The sequence below is a fragment of the Pedobacter sp. 22163 genome, assembly GCF_052045595.1.
Classification (GTDB): domain Bacteria; phylum Bacteroidota; class Bacteroidia; order Sphingobacteriales; family Sphingobacteriaceae; genus Pedobacter.
Genome location: NZ_JBQEPM010000007.1, coordinates 182,013 through 197,402 on the forward strand (window position 1 = coordinate 182,013; position 15,390 = coordinate 197,402).

At 40.0% G+C, this 15,390-nt stretch carries 13 protein-coding genes; 3 read left to right on the plus strand and 10 right to left on the minus strand.

All coding sequences use genetic code 11. The annotated features are described in order from the left end of the window. Positions 1–168 precede the first annotated feature (168 nt). From ACTJKN_RS18870 to sucD, 7 genes are all read right to left on the minus strand, one after another. Positions 169–2,136, minus strand: coding sequence for an SPFH domain-containing protein (locus tag ACTJKN_RS18870; protein WP_230149667.1), 1,968 nt, complete (start codon positions 2,134–2,136; stop codon positions 169–171). Between the two features lie 553 nt (positions 2,137–2,689). Continuing rightward, positions 2,690–2,911 (minus strand): cysteine-rich CWC family protein, encoded by a 222-nt coding sequence (locus ACTJKN_RS18875; RefSeq protein ID WP_440827287.1) that lies wholly within the window; start codon positions 2,909–2,911, stop codon positions 2,690–2,692. Between the two features lie 129 nt (positions 2,912–3,040). Beyond that, positions 3,041–5,425: a ribonucleoside-diphosphate reductase subunit alpha gene (locus ACTJKN_RS18880; protein ID WP_029279029.1), complete on the minus strand. Its 2,385-nt coding sequence runs from the start codon at positions 5,423–5,425 to the stop codon at positions 3,041–3,043. Between the two features lie 142 nt (positions 5,426–5,567). Then, positions 5,568–6,539 (minus strand): ribonucleoside-diphosphate reductase small subunit, encoded by a 972-nt coding sequence (locus tag ACTJKN_RS18885; protein ID WP_025145778.1) that lies wholly within the window; start codon positions 6,537–6,539, stop codon positions 5,568–5,570. A gap of 456 nt (positions 6,540–6,995) precedes the next feature. After that, entirely contained in the window at positions 6,996–7,376 is a 381-nt protein-coding gene (locus ACTJKN_RS18890; RefSeq protein ID WP_440827288.1) for a septal ring lytic transglycosylase RlpA family protein, read from the minus strand. A 146-nt stretch (positions 7,377–7,522) separates the two neighbouring features. Then, positions 7,523–8,026, minus strand: a complete 504-nt coding sequence (locus ACTJKN_RS18895; protein WP_215131388.1) for a methionine-R-sulfoxide reductase — start codon at positions 8,024–8,026, stop codon at positions 7,523–7,525. A 621-nt stretch (positions 8,027–8,647) separates the two neighbouring features. After that, a complete protein-coding gene (sucD, locus tag ACTJKN_RS18900) occupies positions 8,648–9,520 on the minus strand; it encodes a succinate--CoA ligase subunit alpha (RefSeq protein ID WP_029279034.1) in 873 nt (290 codons plus the stop codon). A 507-nt stretch (positions 9,521–10,027) separates the two neighbouring features. Between sucD and ACTJKN_RS18905 the strand changes: the two genes are divergently transcribed. The 3 genes from ACTJKN_RS18905 to ACTJKN_RS18915 all read left to right on the plus strand — a co-directional run bounded on the left by ACTJKN_RS18905 (position 10,028) and on the right by ACTJKN_RS18915 (position 11,451). Beyond that, positions 10,028–10,159, plus strand: a complete 132-nt coding sequence (locus ACTJKN_RS18905; RefSeq protein WP_440827289.1) for a hypothetical protein — start codon at positions 10,028–10,030, stop codon at positions 10,157–10,159. 104 nt (positions 10,160–10,263) lie between these two features. Further along, a complete protein-coding gene (locus tag ACTJKN_RS18910) occupies positions 10,264–10,692 on the plus strand; it encodes a cupin domain-containing protein (protein WP_440827290.1) in 429 nt (142 codons plus the stop codon). 69 nt (positions 10,693–10,761) lie between these two features. Next, positions 10,762–11,451 carry a VIT1/CCC1 transporter family protein gene (locus tag ACTJKN_RS18915; protein ID WP_440827291.1) on the plus strand — a complete coding sequence of 230 codons (690 nt, stop codon included), beginning with the start codon at positions 10,762–10,764 and terminating at the stop codon, positions 11,449–11,451. 326 nt (positions 11,452–11,777) lie between these two features. Here ACTJKN_RS18915 and rlmF read toward each other — a convergent pair whose 3' ends face one another. The 3 genes from rlmF to ACTJKN_RS18930 all read right to left on the minus strand — a co-directional run bounded on the left by rlmF (position 11,778) and on the right by ACTJKN_RS18930 (position 15,374). Next, complete coding sequence (rlmF, locus tag ACTJKN_RS18920; RefSeq protein WP_440827292.1) at positions 11,778–12,794, minus strand: 23S rRNA (adenine(1618)-N(6))-methyltransferase RlmF; 1,017 nt, start codon at positions 12,792–12,794, stop codon at positions 11,778–11,780. Positions 12,795–12,996: 202 nt separating this feature from the next. After that, entirely contained in the window at positions 12,997–14,283 is a 1,287-nt protein-coding gene (gene dctA / locus ACTJKN_RS18925; RefSeq protein ID WP_440827293.1) for a C4-dicarboxylate transporter DctA, read from the minus strand. Positions 14,284–14,348: 65 nt separating this feature from the next. Beyond that, positions 14,349–15,374, minus strand: coding sequence for an isoaspartyl peptidase/L-asparaginase family protein (locus tag ACTJKN_RS18930; protein ID WP_440827294.1), 1,026 nt, complete (start codon positions 15,372–15,374; stop codon positions 14,349–14,351). Between the last annotated feature and the right edge of the window lie 16 nt (positions 15,375–15,390).

Sequence of the window (15,390 nt, forward strand, 5' to 3'; positions counted from 1 at the left end):
AAAACAACAAAGATAAGTGCTTAAATCGGAGGCTGCCATTCCTATCCCGTTTAGATGGCATGGTTTTCACAGCTATTGACGTTAACCCACCTAACGTCCCAAGTCAATTGCTAATAATGAAAAAGCCCCGATTCTCATCGAGGCTTTCCGTTTTACTTTAAAACCAAATTAAGGATTTATATTATCCTTTTTAGGTTTGGCTTTTGTTTCTACAATTTCTGCAACAGCTACCACTTCTTTGCGTTGCGCTGGGTCCATCAGCTCCATCAACTTCAATCCCAACAGACCATCCATCGCTGAACCGCCGTGATTACCTCCACTACCACCAATTAATACATCAGGGATCAGTTTCACATTACCTTTTGATAACTCCTCGGTAATTTTGTAACGGGTAAAGTTTTCGCCGCCTAAAGCTTTCACAGCAAGCTCGTAAGCTTCAGCGGTTGATTTACCTACCGCTAAGATTTTACCTGCTTCGGCACTACCGGTTAACGAAATCTGTTCAGCCTCCGCAGATGCCCTTAACTTTATCGCTTCCGAATCGGCCTGTGCTCTTGCCTTGGTTGCTTCAGCCTCAGCATGTGCCCTCATTTTAGTGGCCTCAGCCTCTGCTCCTACTGCGAGTTTTACACCAGCCGCATCACCTTCCGATTTTTTTACAGTTGCACTTGCGGTACGTTCGGCAATCTCGACACTTTGTTGTGCCTTTACAATATCTTTCTGCATATCGGCAATCGCAGTTTCTTTCTCCATTCCCTGACGAGTTTCCTGTGCCTGTTTTTGGGTTTCGTAAGTAACCTTTTGCTCTTCCGCAATTTTACGATCTGTCAAAGTTTTCATTAACGATTCTGGCGGAACAATGTCACCGATCAGCGTATCAACCGCATTTACGTTATATTCATCAAGCACTTTACGGATATGTTCTTTTGCCGATTCCTGACGCTCTTTACGGGTACTTAAAAAAGCAATCACATCACTTCCCTGCGCGGAGTTGCGGAAATAGTTGCCAATTGTGGGTTCTAAAACCTGCGAAACCAGATTCACCATATTCCCAAAACGTGCAATTACCTTAGGGGCTTCTGTAGTTGGTACGTGGATAATCTGTGCAACATCTAAATTAAAGGGGAAACCATCTTTAGAACGTACGGTAATGGTTGATAGGTTTTTATCCAGATTATGTGCCTCACTACGTGCCGATGCCCAGTTTAACACCAAATTGGTTGTTGGCACCAGTTCTACCTTCATAATGTATTTGTTAATCGGATATTTACCCGGACCAAGCGGTTCCAACCAAACGCCTTTTGAGCCTTTGCCAACGATATTACCATGTTTAAAATCGGCACCGGTTAAGTCGTTCCCATCAGTACCAATAAATGAGATTACAACACCAACATAACCGATTGCGATTTCAGTCATCGGGATTTCTTCCAATTGGATTGCCCACGGATTGAGGTTATAAGAGCCCGCCAAAATTACCTGGGGCTGCAAACCACGGTTACCGCCTTGTTTTATAAAGGCATCAAAATCCTGGAAATTGTTGTGGCCATCAACCAATTTACCGGCAATTTGGTTCGCTTCAATCGGTAATCCGTCCAGAGTGGTTACAATGCCCACCATGCTTTCCTGAATGCGGATCATATCCGTAACCGAAACCTGAAACAGCATCGTATTGATACGATAAGAACCCGAGGTAATGTAAGACGTTTGCCGACCTCGCTGACCGCCATTTTCGAGAAACTTCACCGCATCCTGAAAATTATCAGATTCTACGCGCTGTCCGAGGATATTTCCCGTTGGAATTTCAGAACCATCTTTGGCCATAATCAGTCCGATTTTTCCTTCAGGAATAATGGTAAACTGTTCCATTGTTACGCTGTACTGCCAAAACCACATCCCAAAATACAACCCAGGGGCTAAGGTTTTCCCCTGGAAACCGGCCTCTCCTTTAACCGCGATGATGCGGCCATCGGGCAGCTCCCGATCGGAACCAAAGAGCACGAATTTTTTGGTAATCAACCCGATCCTATCTTCAGGTACGATGACCATCCCGAATAAGAAACGTAAAATATATTTGTATAAAACTATGCACAACAGTGCCACCAAAACCCACCAGTAATTAGAAATGAGCGCTTCCATAATCTTTTATATTTTCTATTTTTTTTAACCTGATAAACCATTTATCAAGCACGATATAGATATCAAACGCTGTGCTTTGTTACCATTTTTAACACTTATTTTTAAACTATTTTTTATTGATTTTAAGGCCTAAAAGATGGCTCAGGATCGATCTAGAGCGAAATGTCATCTGCAGATGACATTTTACGGAATAGCCTAGCTGAATGCTTATAAACCCTAAAAACTAGCCATTTAGTTTTACTGAGATAGTTGCAGAAATTTTAATTGTATAAATTACAATTAATCAAAAAAATGTGGCCTTTTTTAGACCTCTATAGTTGACCACAAAGGGATACACTATTTGGTCATGTTTTAGATTGCAAGAAAGAAAGATGAGCAAAAATGAGTCGCTCTCAGAAAAGAGCAGAACCCTTAATAAGCTAAACCGATTGCACGAATGCCCATGATTTTTATATCGTGGCAGAAGGGAAAAGCGGGACTGGAACCTACCCGAAAGTACAAGAACCTACTTTTTAAATTATTTTAACCACAAAGACACCAAAATCACAAAGTGTTATACGCCAATTTCTTCTCTATATTCGCGTTGTAATTCGAATAAACATTTGGCACACAGGCAGCCATCATACAGCTCAGAGATGTACTGTACTTCGTTAATGCTGAGCTGCACTACACTGCACTGGCACTTGGTATACGAATTTGCCTTGCATTCAATAGCACTGTTACATCGCTCGCAAGGAATGATTTCGTGTTTGCTATGTTTCAAGGTTGAAGGCATAAGGGGTAAGGTTTAAGGTGAAACCTATTATGACACAAAAGTAAGGACAAAAAATAAGGTTTTGAGCGTTTGCCCAAAACCTTACGATATTATTAGATTCTTTAAAGTCCCCTTTAGGGGATTTAGGGGTTAACCTGAGCAGCTGATACAGCCTTCTTCCATTGAACAAACTGGTCCGTCAACGATTTCTTCTGCAACCTGATCTTGTGTCATTTCAGCTGGAATAACCGCTTCAATTGCTTTACCACCCTGGTTCTCTACCGTAAATTTAACGGCCTGAGAAGCTGCTTGTGTACGCAAGTAATACATACCGGTTTTTAAACCTTTCTCCCATGCATAGAAGTGCATTGAAGTTAATTTTGATGTATTTGGTGCGTTTACGAACAAGTTTAACGATTGCGATTGGCAAATATATGCACCACGATCGGCAGCCATATCGATGATATTACGCATCTTGATCTCCCAAACGGTTTTATACAATTCTTTAATATAATCGGGAATTGAATCGATAGCCTGGATTGAACCGTTAGCCAATATGATCTGATTTTTCATATCGTTGTTCCATAAACCTAACGCTACTAAATCTTTCAATAAGTGTTTGTTTACCACTACAAACTCTCCACTTAATACACGGCGGGTATAAATATTAGAAGTATATGGCTCGAAACATTCGTTGTTACCTAAAATCTGAGAAGTAGATGCAGTTGGCATTGGTGCAACCAATAGTGAGTTGTACACACCATCTTTAACTACTTTTTTGCGTAATGCATTCCAGTCCCAACGGCCACTATCAGGTGTAACATTCCATAAATCGAACTGGAACTTGCCTTTTGATAATGGCGAACCTTTAAAGGTTTGGTAAGGACCATTTTTCACAGCTAAATCGTGCGAAGCCGTCATCGAAGCAAAATAAATCGTCTCGAAAATATCTTTATTTAAACGTTTAGCCTCATCACTTTCGAAAGGTAAACGCAATAAGATAAAGGCATCAGCCAAACCTTGTACACCTAAACCAACGGGACGATGGCGCATGTTTGAGTTTTCGGCTTCTGGTACTGGATAATAGTTATGATCGATGATTTTGTTCAGGTTTAAAGTAGCCTGATAAGTTACATCGTATAATTTTTGGTGATCGAAAGCACCATTGATTACGAAACGAGGCAATGCCAACGATGCTAAGTTACAAACCGCAACTTCATCTTTAGAGGTGTACTCGATAATTTCGGTACACAAGTTAGAGCTCTTAATGGTACCTAAGTTCTGTTGGTTAGATTTGCTGTTCGCTGCATCTTTAAACAACATGTAAGGTGTACCGGTTTCAATCTGCGAATCTAAGATAGCAAACCAAAGTTCTTGTGCTTTAATGGTTTTACGGCCACGGCCTTCTGCTTCGTATTTAGCGTATAATTCTTCGAATTCCTTGCCGAAACAATCTGCTAAGCCTGGTGCTTCGTGCGGACAGAATAATGTCCAATCGCCATTATCTTTAACACGTTGCATAAACAAATCGTTAATCCAAAGGGCATAGAATAAATCACGTGCACGCATTTCTTCTTTACCATGGTTTTTACGAAGATCTAAGAATTCGAAAACATCTGCATGCCAAGGTTCTAAATAGATTGCGAAAGCACCTTTACGTTTACCTCCACCCTGATCTACATAACGGGCTGTATCGTTAAATACACGTAACATTGGAATAATACCGTTACTTGTACCGTTTGTGCCACCAATATACGAACCCGTTGCACGGATGTTGTGGATGCTTAACCCAATACCACCAGCACTTTGCGAAATTTTAGCCGTTTGCTTTAATGTATCGTAAATACCTTCAATGCTATCATCCTGCATGGTTAACAAGAAACATGACGACATTTGAGGTTTTGGTGTAGCTGCGTTAAACAAAGTTGGTGTAGCATGTGTAAACCAACGCTCGCTCATTAAGTTATAGGTTTTGATTGCACTCTCGATATCTTCTTTGTGGATACCAACAGAAACACGCATAAACAAATGTTGAGGGCGTTCTACAATCTGACCGTTAACTTTTAAAAGGTAAGATTTTTCTAACGTTTTAAAACCGAAATAATCGAAACCGAAATCACGGTCGTAAATGATAGAACTATCTAAAATATCCTTGTTTTTTTCTATAATCTCATAAACATCATCAGCGATAAGAGGAGCATCTTTCTGCGCTTTCGGGTCGAAATATTCGTACAACATTTTCATCGTACCCGAGAATGATTTAGTGGTGTTTTTATGTAGGTTGGAAACCGCAATACGGGATGCCAACAAAGCGTAATCAGGGTGTTTTGTTGTTAACGAGGCAGCAGTTTCTGCAGCAAGGTTATCCAACTCAGATGTTGTTACACCATCATATAAACCTTCGATAACCTTTTTGGCCACATCGATTGGGTCTACCAGATCTGAATTTAAACTATAGCACAACTTTTGAATGCGGGCTGTGATTTTGTCAAATTGCACCGCTTCTTTGCGGCCATCTCTTTTTAGTACGAACATATTTTATGAGATTTAAGTTTTATTATTAAGTCGTGAGTATCAAGTATCAAGACCTAATCATCACTTTGTATTTTTTATATTTATTTATTAGTATCGAGTAGCAGGTATCAAGTAGCGAGATTAAAACCTTTTGCTTTCCACCTTAAAAGTCTTCATCTAAAGAAAACGCCTGTTTGTTATTATCAGCAGAGGTTAATACGCCACTTTTCTGATAATCGCCAACACGTTTCTCAAAGAAGTTGGTTTTACCCTGCAATGAAATCATTTCCATAAAATCGAATGGATTGGTTGCATTGTAGATTTTTTTATAACCCAGCTCCTGTAACCATCTGTCGGCTACAAACTCAATATACTGACTCATTAATTTTGCATTCATACCAATTAACGCAACTGGTAAGGCATCAGTAATAAATTCTTTTTCAATTTCTACAGCATCACTAATAATGCCATGAACCGCTTCTTCGCTCAACTTATTGCTTAACATGCTGTAAAGTAAACAAGCAAATTCGCAGTGTGAACCCTCGTCTCTCGAGATCAGTTCGTTACTGAAAGTTAATCCCGGCATTAAACCACGTTTCTTTAACCAGAAAATAGAGCAGAAACTTCCGCTGAAGAAAATACCTTCAACCGCAGCAAATGCCACTAAACGTTCGGCAAAAGTTCCGTTTTCGATCCAGCGTAAAGCCCATTCTGCTTTTCTTTTTACCGCAGGTACGGTATCAATAGCATGGAACAAACGGTCTTTTTCTTCGGGATCTTTAATATAAGTATCGATTAACAGGGCGTAGGTTTCGGCATGGATATTTTCCATCATAATCTGGAAGCCATAAAAACAACGTGCTTCTGGCAATTGAACCTCACTCATGAAGTTTACCGCAAGATTTTCGTTCACAATACCATCACTAGCAGAAAAGAAAGCAAGGATGTGCGAAATGAAATGTCTTTCGCCATCGTTTAAATTGTCCCAGTGTTTCTGGTCGTCAGAAAGATCAATCTCTTCTGCAGTCCAAAAACTAGCTTCGGTCTTTTTATACATTTCCCAAATTGCCGGATACTTAATCGGCAAAAGCACAAATCTATCTTTGTTTTCTTGTAGTAATAATTCCTGTTCCATACGCTGATATTTTTTAATTCTATTTTTTTAACAGAGCCGACAAAGGCACGCATCCATCAATTTTATATGATGATTGTAATGTCTTTTATCAAAACGCTGTTGTGAAAGTGCTAACCCTATTGCCTGGCAAACAACTGAGTTTTTAGTTAGGAAAAATTTAAAATTGCAATCAGGTGATGTACGTATAAATTACTAAAAACTAAGCTTTTATATTTGTTTTCAAGCGCAAGAAGTTAAAGAACTTTGTTATAACAAATATATATACGGTGGCCCTTTTTTGTGAACCAAAGTTGTTAACACCCTGTTCAATTGCTGGGGAAAAATGATCAGTCGAATATCATTTTCAAGCGAAAAAAAAGCTAATCGTTTCTTTTCAAGGGCTTAGCAAACCAAAATGAGTGTTAATAACTTAAGTTTGAGGGGTATAATTGGCTCCAAATAGAGCCAAAAGGAGTATCACTCAACCGTATAACTAAGGCTTACTTTAGCTATGCCTTTACGAAAGATACCGATCTGTTTTGCAGCACGTTCAGATAGATCTATAGCCAATCTTTTAGAGAAAGGACCGCGGTCATTTACCTTCACAACTACTGATTTTCCGTTGTCTGGATTGGTTACTGTAACCAAGGTGCCGAATGGCAGTGTACGATGGGCAGCTGTTAGCTTTTTTGCCCTGTACTTGGCGCCGCTGGTGGTGCGGCGGCCTTCGAATTTTCTGTGATAATAAGTGGCGAGAACTGTTTTTTTGATACTATCCGGTTCGTTTGATGAACCAGAATCTTGTGCTTTACCTTGTAAAAACAGGAAACAAAAACTTAATAACAGCAGATACTTCATAGGCTAAAATTTTCTTTATCGAGCCTGCAAATATAAGCATTTAGTTTATAATCAATAATTTGTGGAAAAACAGCTTGATTTTGTGCATTAAAAAAGGCGTACAACTTATCGCTGCACGCCCTCTACCTAACCCTTCTACATCCACCTTATTTTTGATCTGGCACGAAATTCATTGAGATCGAATTTACGCAATGACGGGTGTCTTTATTGGTAAATCCTTCGCCCAAAAATACGTGACCAAGATGCGCGCCACAGTTGGCACAAACAATTTCTGTACGCGAGCCATCAGCATCAGGAATACGCTTAACAGCGCCTTTAATTTCATCATCAAAAGCAGGCCAGCCGCAGTGTGCATCGAACTTACTTTCCGAACGGTATAAGGCCGCATTACAGCGCTTACAAGTATAAGTTCCTTTATCCGTTGTATGTTCATATTTACCTGTACCAGGGTATTCTGTACCTTTATTTACAATTACTCTTTCTTCTTCGGGTGTTAATGGATTCCAGTTCATTTTCTTTTTTGGTATGATTTGTTCTGTTTCCTTCGATTGTTTTACGGCTTTCTTATCTTGCTTTTGGGCACAAGCAGAAATACCTGTTATTAAAACAACAGCAGAAACCAAAAATAGTTTATTTAACATCGTTTTCATACCTCAATATACGCTATGGATTCTGTTTTGGTTTGCAGGTTTAAGAGAATGGGGTAGTGTTTACCTCACCCTGACAAAGTTGGTAGGTTATTTCCTTTTTCTGCATGTCCCTCTCCTGGAGGAGAGGGAAACGAGGGCTGGTGGTTTAAACCTAAAATTTCAAGATTTCCGACTGCGCCTATCGTGTGGACACATCTTTTTGAGGTAAATTTTTAGGCATTTTGCTAGCTTCCTCACATAACCCATTGCTTTAACCGGAGAACGACATCAATCCCAAAGGCCAGGAAATCAAAAAAAAGTTGCTGGAAAGACAAATAGCACTGCTAAACCTAAAACGCAGTGGTTTTGTGTTCATCGACGCTAATTTAAAGTTGTAAGATATATTGAACACAAACCCGAAGGGCTCAATCAGTCCAAAGAAAACAAAAACTGATTAAACGAATTAGGCCTACGCGGGAATGACGGCATAAGAAGAAAGATGGCAGTAACACCCCAACTTTGTGTTCTTTGCGCCTTAGTGGTTAGACATAAACTTTGCATCCTTTGCGGTTAAAATAGTACCAAACAAAAAAGCGTCCCGAAATTAATCGAAACGCTTTTCTATAAAGAGATTTTTAAATCTTATTTTGCTAATTCTTCTGCCATTGCAGCACCGATTTCAGCAGGGCTTTCTACTACACGGATACCACACTCGCGCATAATTTTCATTTTAGCAGCCGCAGTATCATCAGCACCACCAACAATAGCACCAGCATGCCCCATTCTACGTCCCGGAGGCGCAGTTTGGCCAGCGATGAAACCAACAACAGGTTTAGTACCGTGTTCTTTGATCCAGCGGGCAGCTTCTGCTTCCATCCCACCACCAATTTCACCAATCATGATGATACCATGAGTTTCAGGATCGTTCATTAATAATTTAACTGCTTCTACAGTAGGTGTTCCAATAATTGGGTCACCACCGATACCAATAGCCGTTGTAATACCTAAACCAGCCTTAACAACCTGATCTACAGCTTCGTAAGTTAAAGTTCCTGATTTAGAAACCACACCTACATGACCTTTTTTGAAGATAAATCCTGGCATGATACCAATTTTAGCCTCATCAGCAGTAATCACACCTGGGCAGTTAGGGCCGATAAGTGTAACATCACGGTCAGCAATATATTCTTTAACCTGAATCATATCCTTAGTTGGGATACCCTCAGTAATACAAACAATAACTTTAATACCACCTTCGGCAGCTTCCATAATTGCATCAGCAGCAAAAGCTGGTGGCACAAAAATGATAGATACATTTGCACCCGTTTTGTCAACGGCATCTTTAACAGTATTAAAAACAGGCTTATCTAAATGCAATTGCCCACCTTTGCCAGGCGTTACACCACCAACTACGTTTGTACCATAGGCCAGCATCTGCTCAGCGTGGTAAGTTCCTTCGTTTCCGGTAAAACCCTGAACGATAACCTTAGAATCTTTATTTACTAAAACGCTCATGTATCAATATTTTTTTTGTGCAAAGCTAATATTATTGAACTGGAATTCAAATCTAAAACCATATTATTTAGTCCGTTTTTTCAGGAAAATGTAAGGAAATGCTTTATGGCAGCGGTAGCCCGTCATACGCTTTATTCAGAAGCAAAAACAAACCGTTCGTTTTCAAATTAAAATATCAACATTTAGGATTAGGAAATGAGCATTCCTGTGCTTTTGGAGGGCTGCACTCCCGCTCTCCGTTACTTCTGGTGAAAACCAGAACCACTGTGATCGGGTTTAGTAACAAAGTACTGGTGCTTATGGCAACATGTCTGGAGCAAGCCTTTCATTATAAACCTGACAGGAACGGCAGCCTCCGATTTAAGCACTGGTTTATGTTATATTTTGGTGTGCTTGCTTGTTTCACAGGTCTTCTATCGGAGCTACAGTGGGTGGCAGGACGGAACCCCACCTAAGAACGGCAAACCATACGTTTTCAAATCAAAATATCAACATTAAGATTAGTAAATGAGCAGTTCAGCGCTTTTGGAGGGCTACACTCCTGCTATCCGCTCCTCCAGAGATAAAGTCGGGACCACTACCATCAGGTTTAGTAACAAAGTGCTGGTGCTTGTGGCAACATCCAGGCAAAACGCTTAAATTTACCTTTTGAGTAGAAAGACTAAAGACCAGCGGAAAGACTAAAGGCCAAGGCGGAAAGTCTTAAAAACCTGACAAAACTTTAAGCCAATTATAAAACGTATATGATCAAGAAACTAATCCCAATCGTAACCATTTTTGTTGCAACCTTTATTTCAGTTAAGGCCAGCGCACAAAGTACTGATACCAGTAAATACATCCTCCAAAATGATATTGAAGTGGCCAAAGAAGAACCCGGTACGCATAACGGCGGGGGTAAAACCATCGGCTTTAACTTTTTTAGTGGGGCCAAAAATCTTAAAACAGCATTCCGAAAAAGAATTTTAAAATCAGGCTCTGCTATAGGCTATCATTTGCAAAAAGAAGATGAGATTTATTACGTACTCAGCGGAAACGGAACCATGCAGATGAACGGAAAAACTTTTGCGGTTAAACCTGGTGATGCCATTTTAACCCGTCCAGGTAGTTCGCATGGTATTGCCCCAAATGCCGGTAATGATTTGACTATTCTGATTGTTTACGAAAAGAAATGATGATTTTCGGCAGATGAGGGTCTTCGACTCCGCTCAGACTGACAAGAAATAGAGAACACATCACCAAAAATGGAATTAGAAAAACATTATACCAATAGAACGGGCTGGTTAAGGGCAGCAGTGCTTGGTGCCAACGACGGCATTATTTCTACAGCCAGTTTAGTTATTGGTATTGCCGCAGCGAGTGATACCAGAAGTCCGATTGTATTGGCGGCACTAGCAGGGCTGGTTGCTGGAGCATTATCTATGGCAGCAGGAGAATATGTTTCGGTAAGTTCTCAGTCCGACATTGAAAAAGCAGATCTTGCACGCGAGAAAATAGAACTCGAAACTATGCCCGAATTGGAGCTAAAAGAACTCGCTAAGATATATGTTGCGCAGGGGCTTGATGAAGATTTGGCCATGCAGGTAGCCATAAAATTGACCGAGAAAGATGCCTTAGGCACACATGCCAGAGATGAACTGGGTATTAACGAAATTACACAACCCAAACCGCTTCAAGCTGCTTTTGCATCTGGAGCCTCCTTTATTACTGGCGGTATTTTACCTTTTTTAGTTGCTTTTCTTGCTCCGATAAAGTCGATGGTGTTTTATCAATACGGGTTTGCTATTGTGTTCCTGGCCTTATCAGGTGCAGTTGCAGCGAAGGCAGGAGGTTCTAGTATGATTAAAGGGATATTACGGATTTGTTTCTGGGGAACGGTTGCCATGGCAGTAACTGCTTTTGCCGGGTATATTTTCGAGGCAAAGACCAGTTAATTAGTAAACAGTTTACAGTTCTCGGTTGACGGTTCTAGTTGCAAAATCTGCGAGCATCCGTGTAATCTGTGGAAACCATTCAAACGTATTTATTCCCGCTAATTTTAGATGATAAACGCAGAATGTAGCTTGGCTTTTCCCGCATCATAATCCTAAAAACGAAAAGCCGGGCCAACTTTAATCGTTAATCCGGCTTTGCTTTACTTATCTCTCGTAATTCGTCATTCTGAATTTATTTCAGAATCTTAAATGCTATTCTAATCAAAATAGACCCTGAAATAAATTCAGGGTGACGAACAGATAAAATATACTATATAAAATTCACCCTAAAGATTTTTGGCTTCAGACTTAGGCTTTTCTACCTTTGGTTTTGGTTCCGTTTTCCAGGATTTTACCCATTCAGCCTGTGCAGCTTCGTCATGAAAGGTCCATGCTACGAAACGGCTTATTTTTTGTCCCTGGCTCATTTGAACGGTGGTTACCTCAAAAGCATTTGCTTTAACCAATGCGCTGTAGATACTTTTTAAGTTGGCACTTTTTGATACCAATGAGGTAAACCATAAAACCTGATTTTTAATCTGCTCACTCTGGATAATCATTTGCTCTACAAAAGCACGTTCACCACCCGGACACCAAAGCTCTGCCTTGTTACCACCAAAGTTTAATACGTGTTTTACTTCCTTTTCATTTCCACCCAGATTACGCCATTTTTGGCGGGTACCCTGCTCGGCTTCTTTTAAAGAAGCATGAAACGGCGGGTTACAAACCACAGCATCGAACCTTTCTTTGCCACCAACAATGCCTCTAAAAATACCCATTTTTGAAGATTGCTGACGGATTTCCACTGCCCCTTGTAATGGCTTATTGGCTTCGATAATGCGTTTTGCAGAATCGACCGAAAGTGGATCGATCTCAGAACCTACGAAACTCCAGCTATATTCCTGGTGACCAATGATGGGGTAAATACAGTTTGCGCCTACACCAATATCCAATACATTAATATTAGCCCCTTTAGGATTTTTACCTTTATTGCTTGACCCTAATAGATCGGCAACATAGTGAATATAATCAGCCCGGCCAGGAATAGGCGGACAAAGAAAATCCTGAGGAATGTCCCATTGTGAAATGTTATAAAAATATTTCAACAATGCCCTATTAAGTGCTTTAACGGCACTTTGATCTGCAAAATCGATAGAATCATCATTATGTTCGTTTTTAAAAACGAAACGTTTTAATTCTTTTGAGGTTGCAATAAGTTGTTTGAAATTGTAACGCGAACGGTGTTTGTTGCGTGGGTGTAACTCGCTTTTTTCCTTGCGGTTATTTTGTTCTTCTTGAGCCAATGTGCTGTGGATTAATTAAACAAGCTGTGTGCATGTTTCTAGCACAAAGGTACATAAAAAAGGTTGAAGGTGTGAAGATTGAGGGTAGAAGGCTTTTACATGTGCTATAAAAACAAAGATTTACTATAACATAAATACAAGAAATTTTCCGTGGCTAAATTATCTGCACCCAGAACTGAAACCCACAACTGAAAATGCCAAACTACACCTCCTCTGCTTTTTCTATCATTGCAGGCTGAATTGCTTTCTGATACTTTGCTTCATCAAATTGCTTTTCACTTTTAGCAATCACAATAGTAGCCACTCCGTTTCCGATTACATTGGTTATAGCCCTTGCTTCGCTCATAAAACGGTCTACACCAATTAATATGGAGATATGTTCTATCGGCATAATTTTCAGAGCTGTTAAGGTTGATACCAAAACGATAAAACCGCTTCCTGTTACCCCAGCTGCACCTTTAGAAGTAACCATGAGTACGCCCAAAACCGTAATCTGCTGACCCAAGGATAAGTCGACATGAAAAACCTGACAAAGAAATATAACGGCCATGGCCAGGTAAATCGCCGTTCCATCAAGATTAAAAGAATAGCCTGTAGGGATAACCAAACCAACAACTGATTTATCGCAACCAATGGCTTCCATTTTCTGCATCATGCTTGGCAGGGCCGATTCGGAGGAAGAAGTACCCAGTACAATTAAAATTTCCTGTCGGATATACTTCAGGTAAGCCCATAAGCTAAAGTTATAGTACCTGCAAATTCCATTTAAAACAATAAAAATAAACAAGAAGCAGGTTAAATAAACCGAGCCCATTAGTTTGGCCATGCCCACTATACTTTCCAAACCATGGGTACCGATGCTAAAAGCCATCCCGCCGAAAGCCCCAATTGGCGCTAAACGCATAATTACCTTCATGATTTTGAAGAGTACTTTCGATATTTTATCGAAGGCATTTAAAACGCTTGTTCCTTCTCCTCCTAATTTATTTAAACCATAACCAAAAAGAATGGCAAACAGCAAAATCTGTAAAATATTTCCCTCAGCAAAAGCGGCAATCACATTATGCGGGATAATATGCAGAAAGAATTCTGCCCAGTTCATATCTTTAGCTTGCTCGGCATAACCAACAATTTTTGTAGCATCGCTAGCCTTAGTTATCATTCCGGCACCTGGCTTTAAAACATTGGCCACCACTAAACCAATTGCAATAGCCACTGTGCTTACAATTTCGAAATATAATAATGCTTTGCCTCCTACTCTGCCTACTTTTTTCATATCGCCCATGTGAGCAATACCTAAAACAATGGTAAAGAATATAATTGGTGCAATTAACATGCTAATCAGGTTGATAAAACCCTGACTGATTAATTTAGCTGTAGGCGCAAAACCGGGGAAGAAAATCCCAACATTAATTCCTATGATGATGGCTATGATAACCTGAAAGGTTAAATTGGAGAATACTTTTTTTACAAATTCTATAAATGTCATCTTTATTTTTTTAGGTGTTTTGGCTTGCTATTGAATATTGAACAGACAGTAAGCTTAAAATAATTTTATTTATAAATACTGACCTCAATTTTACCGTCGGCAGTAATTGCACCTCTATACATACCCTCGGTATTAAAGGGCATAGTCATATTTCCTTTTTTATCTAAAGCAATCAAACCACCGTCGCCACCCATTTTGCCTACTTTATCTAAAGCAATTTTTGATGCCTCTGCAACAGATAAGCCCTTATATTCCATTAAATCGGAAATCGTTTTGGCTACCACATTGCGGATATAAAACTCGCCCCAACCTGTACAGGAAATTCCTGCTGTTTCATTATTGCAATAGGTCCCTGCCCCTATAATTGGTGCATCGCCCACACGTCCGTATTTTTTGTTCGTCATACCACCGGTTGAAGTTCCCGCTGCCAGGTTTCCAGCCTGATCTAAAGCCACGCAGCCCACTGTACCAAATTTATAATCGTGATTTTTAATACCAAATAATTCCGATTTTTTACTTCCATGATCTAACACTGCTTTGGTAGAATCTTCTTTAATGGCCTGTTGTAAGCCATCCCAACGTTCCTTGGTCCAGAAATATTTAGGATTAACGATTTCCAATCCGACCTCTTTTGCAAACTGATCGGCACCTGCGCCAACCATCATTACATGTTCTGATTTTTCCATCACGGCTCTTGCTGCAGAAATTGGATTTTTTATGGTAGTTACTCCAGCAACGGATCCCGCCATTAAGGTTTTTCCATCCATTATTGCTGCGTCGAGCTCATTTCTGCCATCATGTGTAAAAACAGCACCTTTGCCAGCATTAAAATGTGGATCGTTTTCTAAAACATGAATGGTTGCTTCAACGGCATCGAGGCTCGATTTACCTGCTTTAATTTCTGCATAACCTGCATTTAGTGCTTTTGTTAAGGCAGCGATATAAGCAGCCTCTTTTTCGGGACTCATGTTCTTTTTGAGAATGGTGCCGGCACCACCGTGAATCACCATTACATATTTTTTCTGCTGTGCAGAAACCTGCAGGGCTAAAGCCGAAAACAAGAACAAAGCAAGTAATTTTAACCGTTTCATCTTCCTATTGGGTTTA

What these genes read in the sequence shown, in the direction of transcription:
- ACTJKN_RS18870 (WP_230149667.1), bottom strand. Translation starts at nt 2,136, where the DNA reads ATGGAAGCGCTCATTTCTAATTACTGGTGGGTTTTGGTGGCACTGTTG.
- ACTJKN_RS18875 (WP_440827287.1), bottom strand. Translation starts at nt 2,911, where the DNA reads ATGCCTTCAACCTTGAAACATAGCAAACACGAAATCATTCCTTGCGAG.
- ACTJKN_RS18880 (WP_029279029.1), bottom strand. Translation starts at nt 5,425, where the DNA reads ATGTTCGTACTAAAAAGAGATGGCCGCAAAGAAGCGGTGCAATTTGAC.
- ACTJKN_RS18885 (WP_025145778.1), bottom strand. Translation starts at nt 6,539, where the DNA reads ATGGAACAGGAATTATTACTACAAGAAAACAAAGATAGATTTGTGCTT.
- ACTJKN_RS18890 (WP_440827288.1), bottom strand. Translation starts at nt 7,376, where the DNA reads ATGAAGTATCTGCTGTTATTAAGTTTTTGTTTCCTGTTTTTACAAGGT.
- ACTJKN_RS18895 (WP_215131388.1), bottom strand. Translation starts at nt 8,026, where the DNA reads ATGAAAACGATGTTAAATAAACTATTTTTGGTTTCTGCTGTTGTTTTA.
- sucD (WP_029279034.1), bottom strand. Translation starts at nt 9,520, where the DNA reads ATGAGCGTTTTAGTAAATAAAGATTCTAAGGTTATCGTTCAGGGTTTT.
- ACTJKN_RS18905 (WP_440827289.1), top strand. Translation starts at nt 10,028, where the DNA reads ATGAGCAGTTCAGCGCTTTTGGAGGGCTACACTCCTGCTATCCGCTCC.
- ACTJKN_RS18910 (WP_440827290.1), top strand. Translation starts at nt 10,264, where the DNA reads ATGATCAAGAAACTAATCCCAATCGTAACCATTTTTGTTGCAACCTTT.
- ACTJKN_RS18915 (WP_440827291.1), top strand. Translation starts at nt 10,762, where the DNA reads ATGGAATTAGAAAAACATTATACCAATAGAACGGGCTGGTTAAGGGCA.
- dctA (WP_440827293.1), bottom strand. Translation starts at nt 14,283, where the DNA reads ATGACATTTATAGAATTTGTAAAAAAAGTATTCTCCAATTTAACCTTT.
- ACTJKN_RS18930 (WP_440827294.1), bottom strand. Translation starts at nt 15,374, where the DNA reads ATGAAACGGTTAAAATTACTTGCTTTGTTCTTGTTTTCGGCTTTAGCC.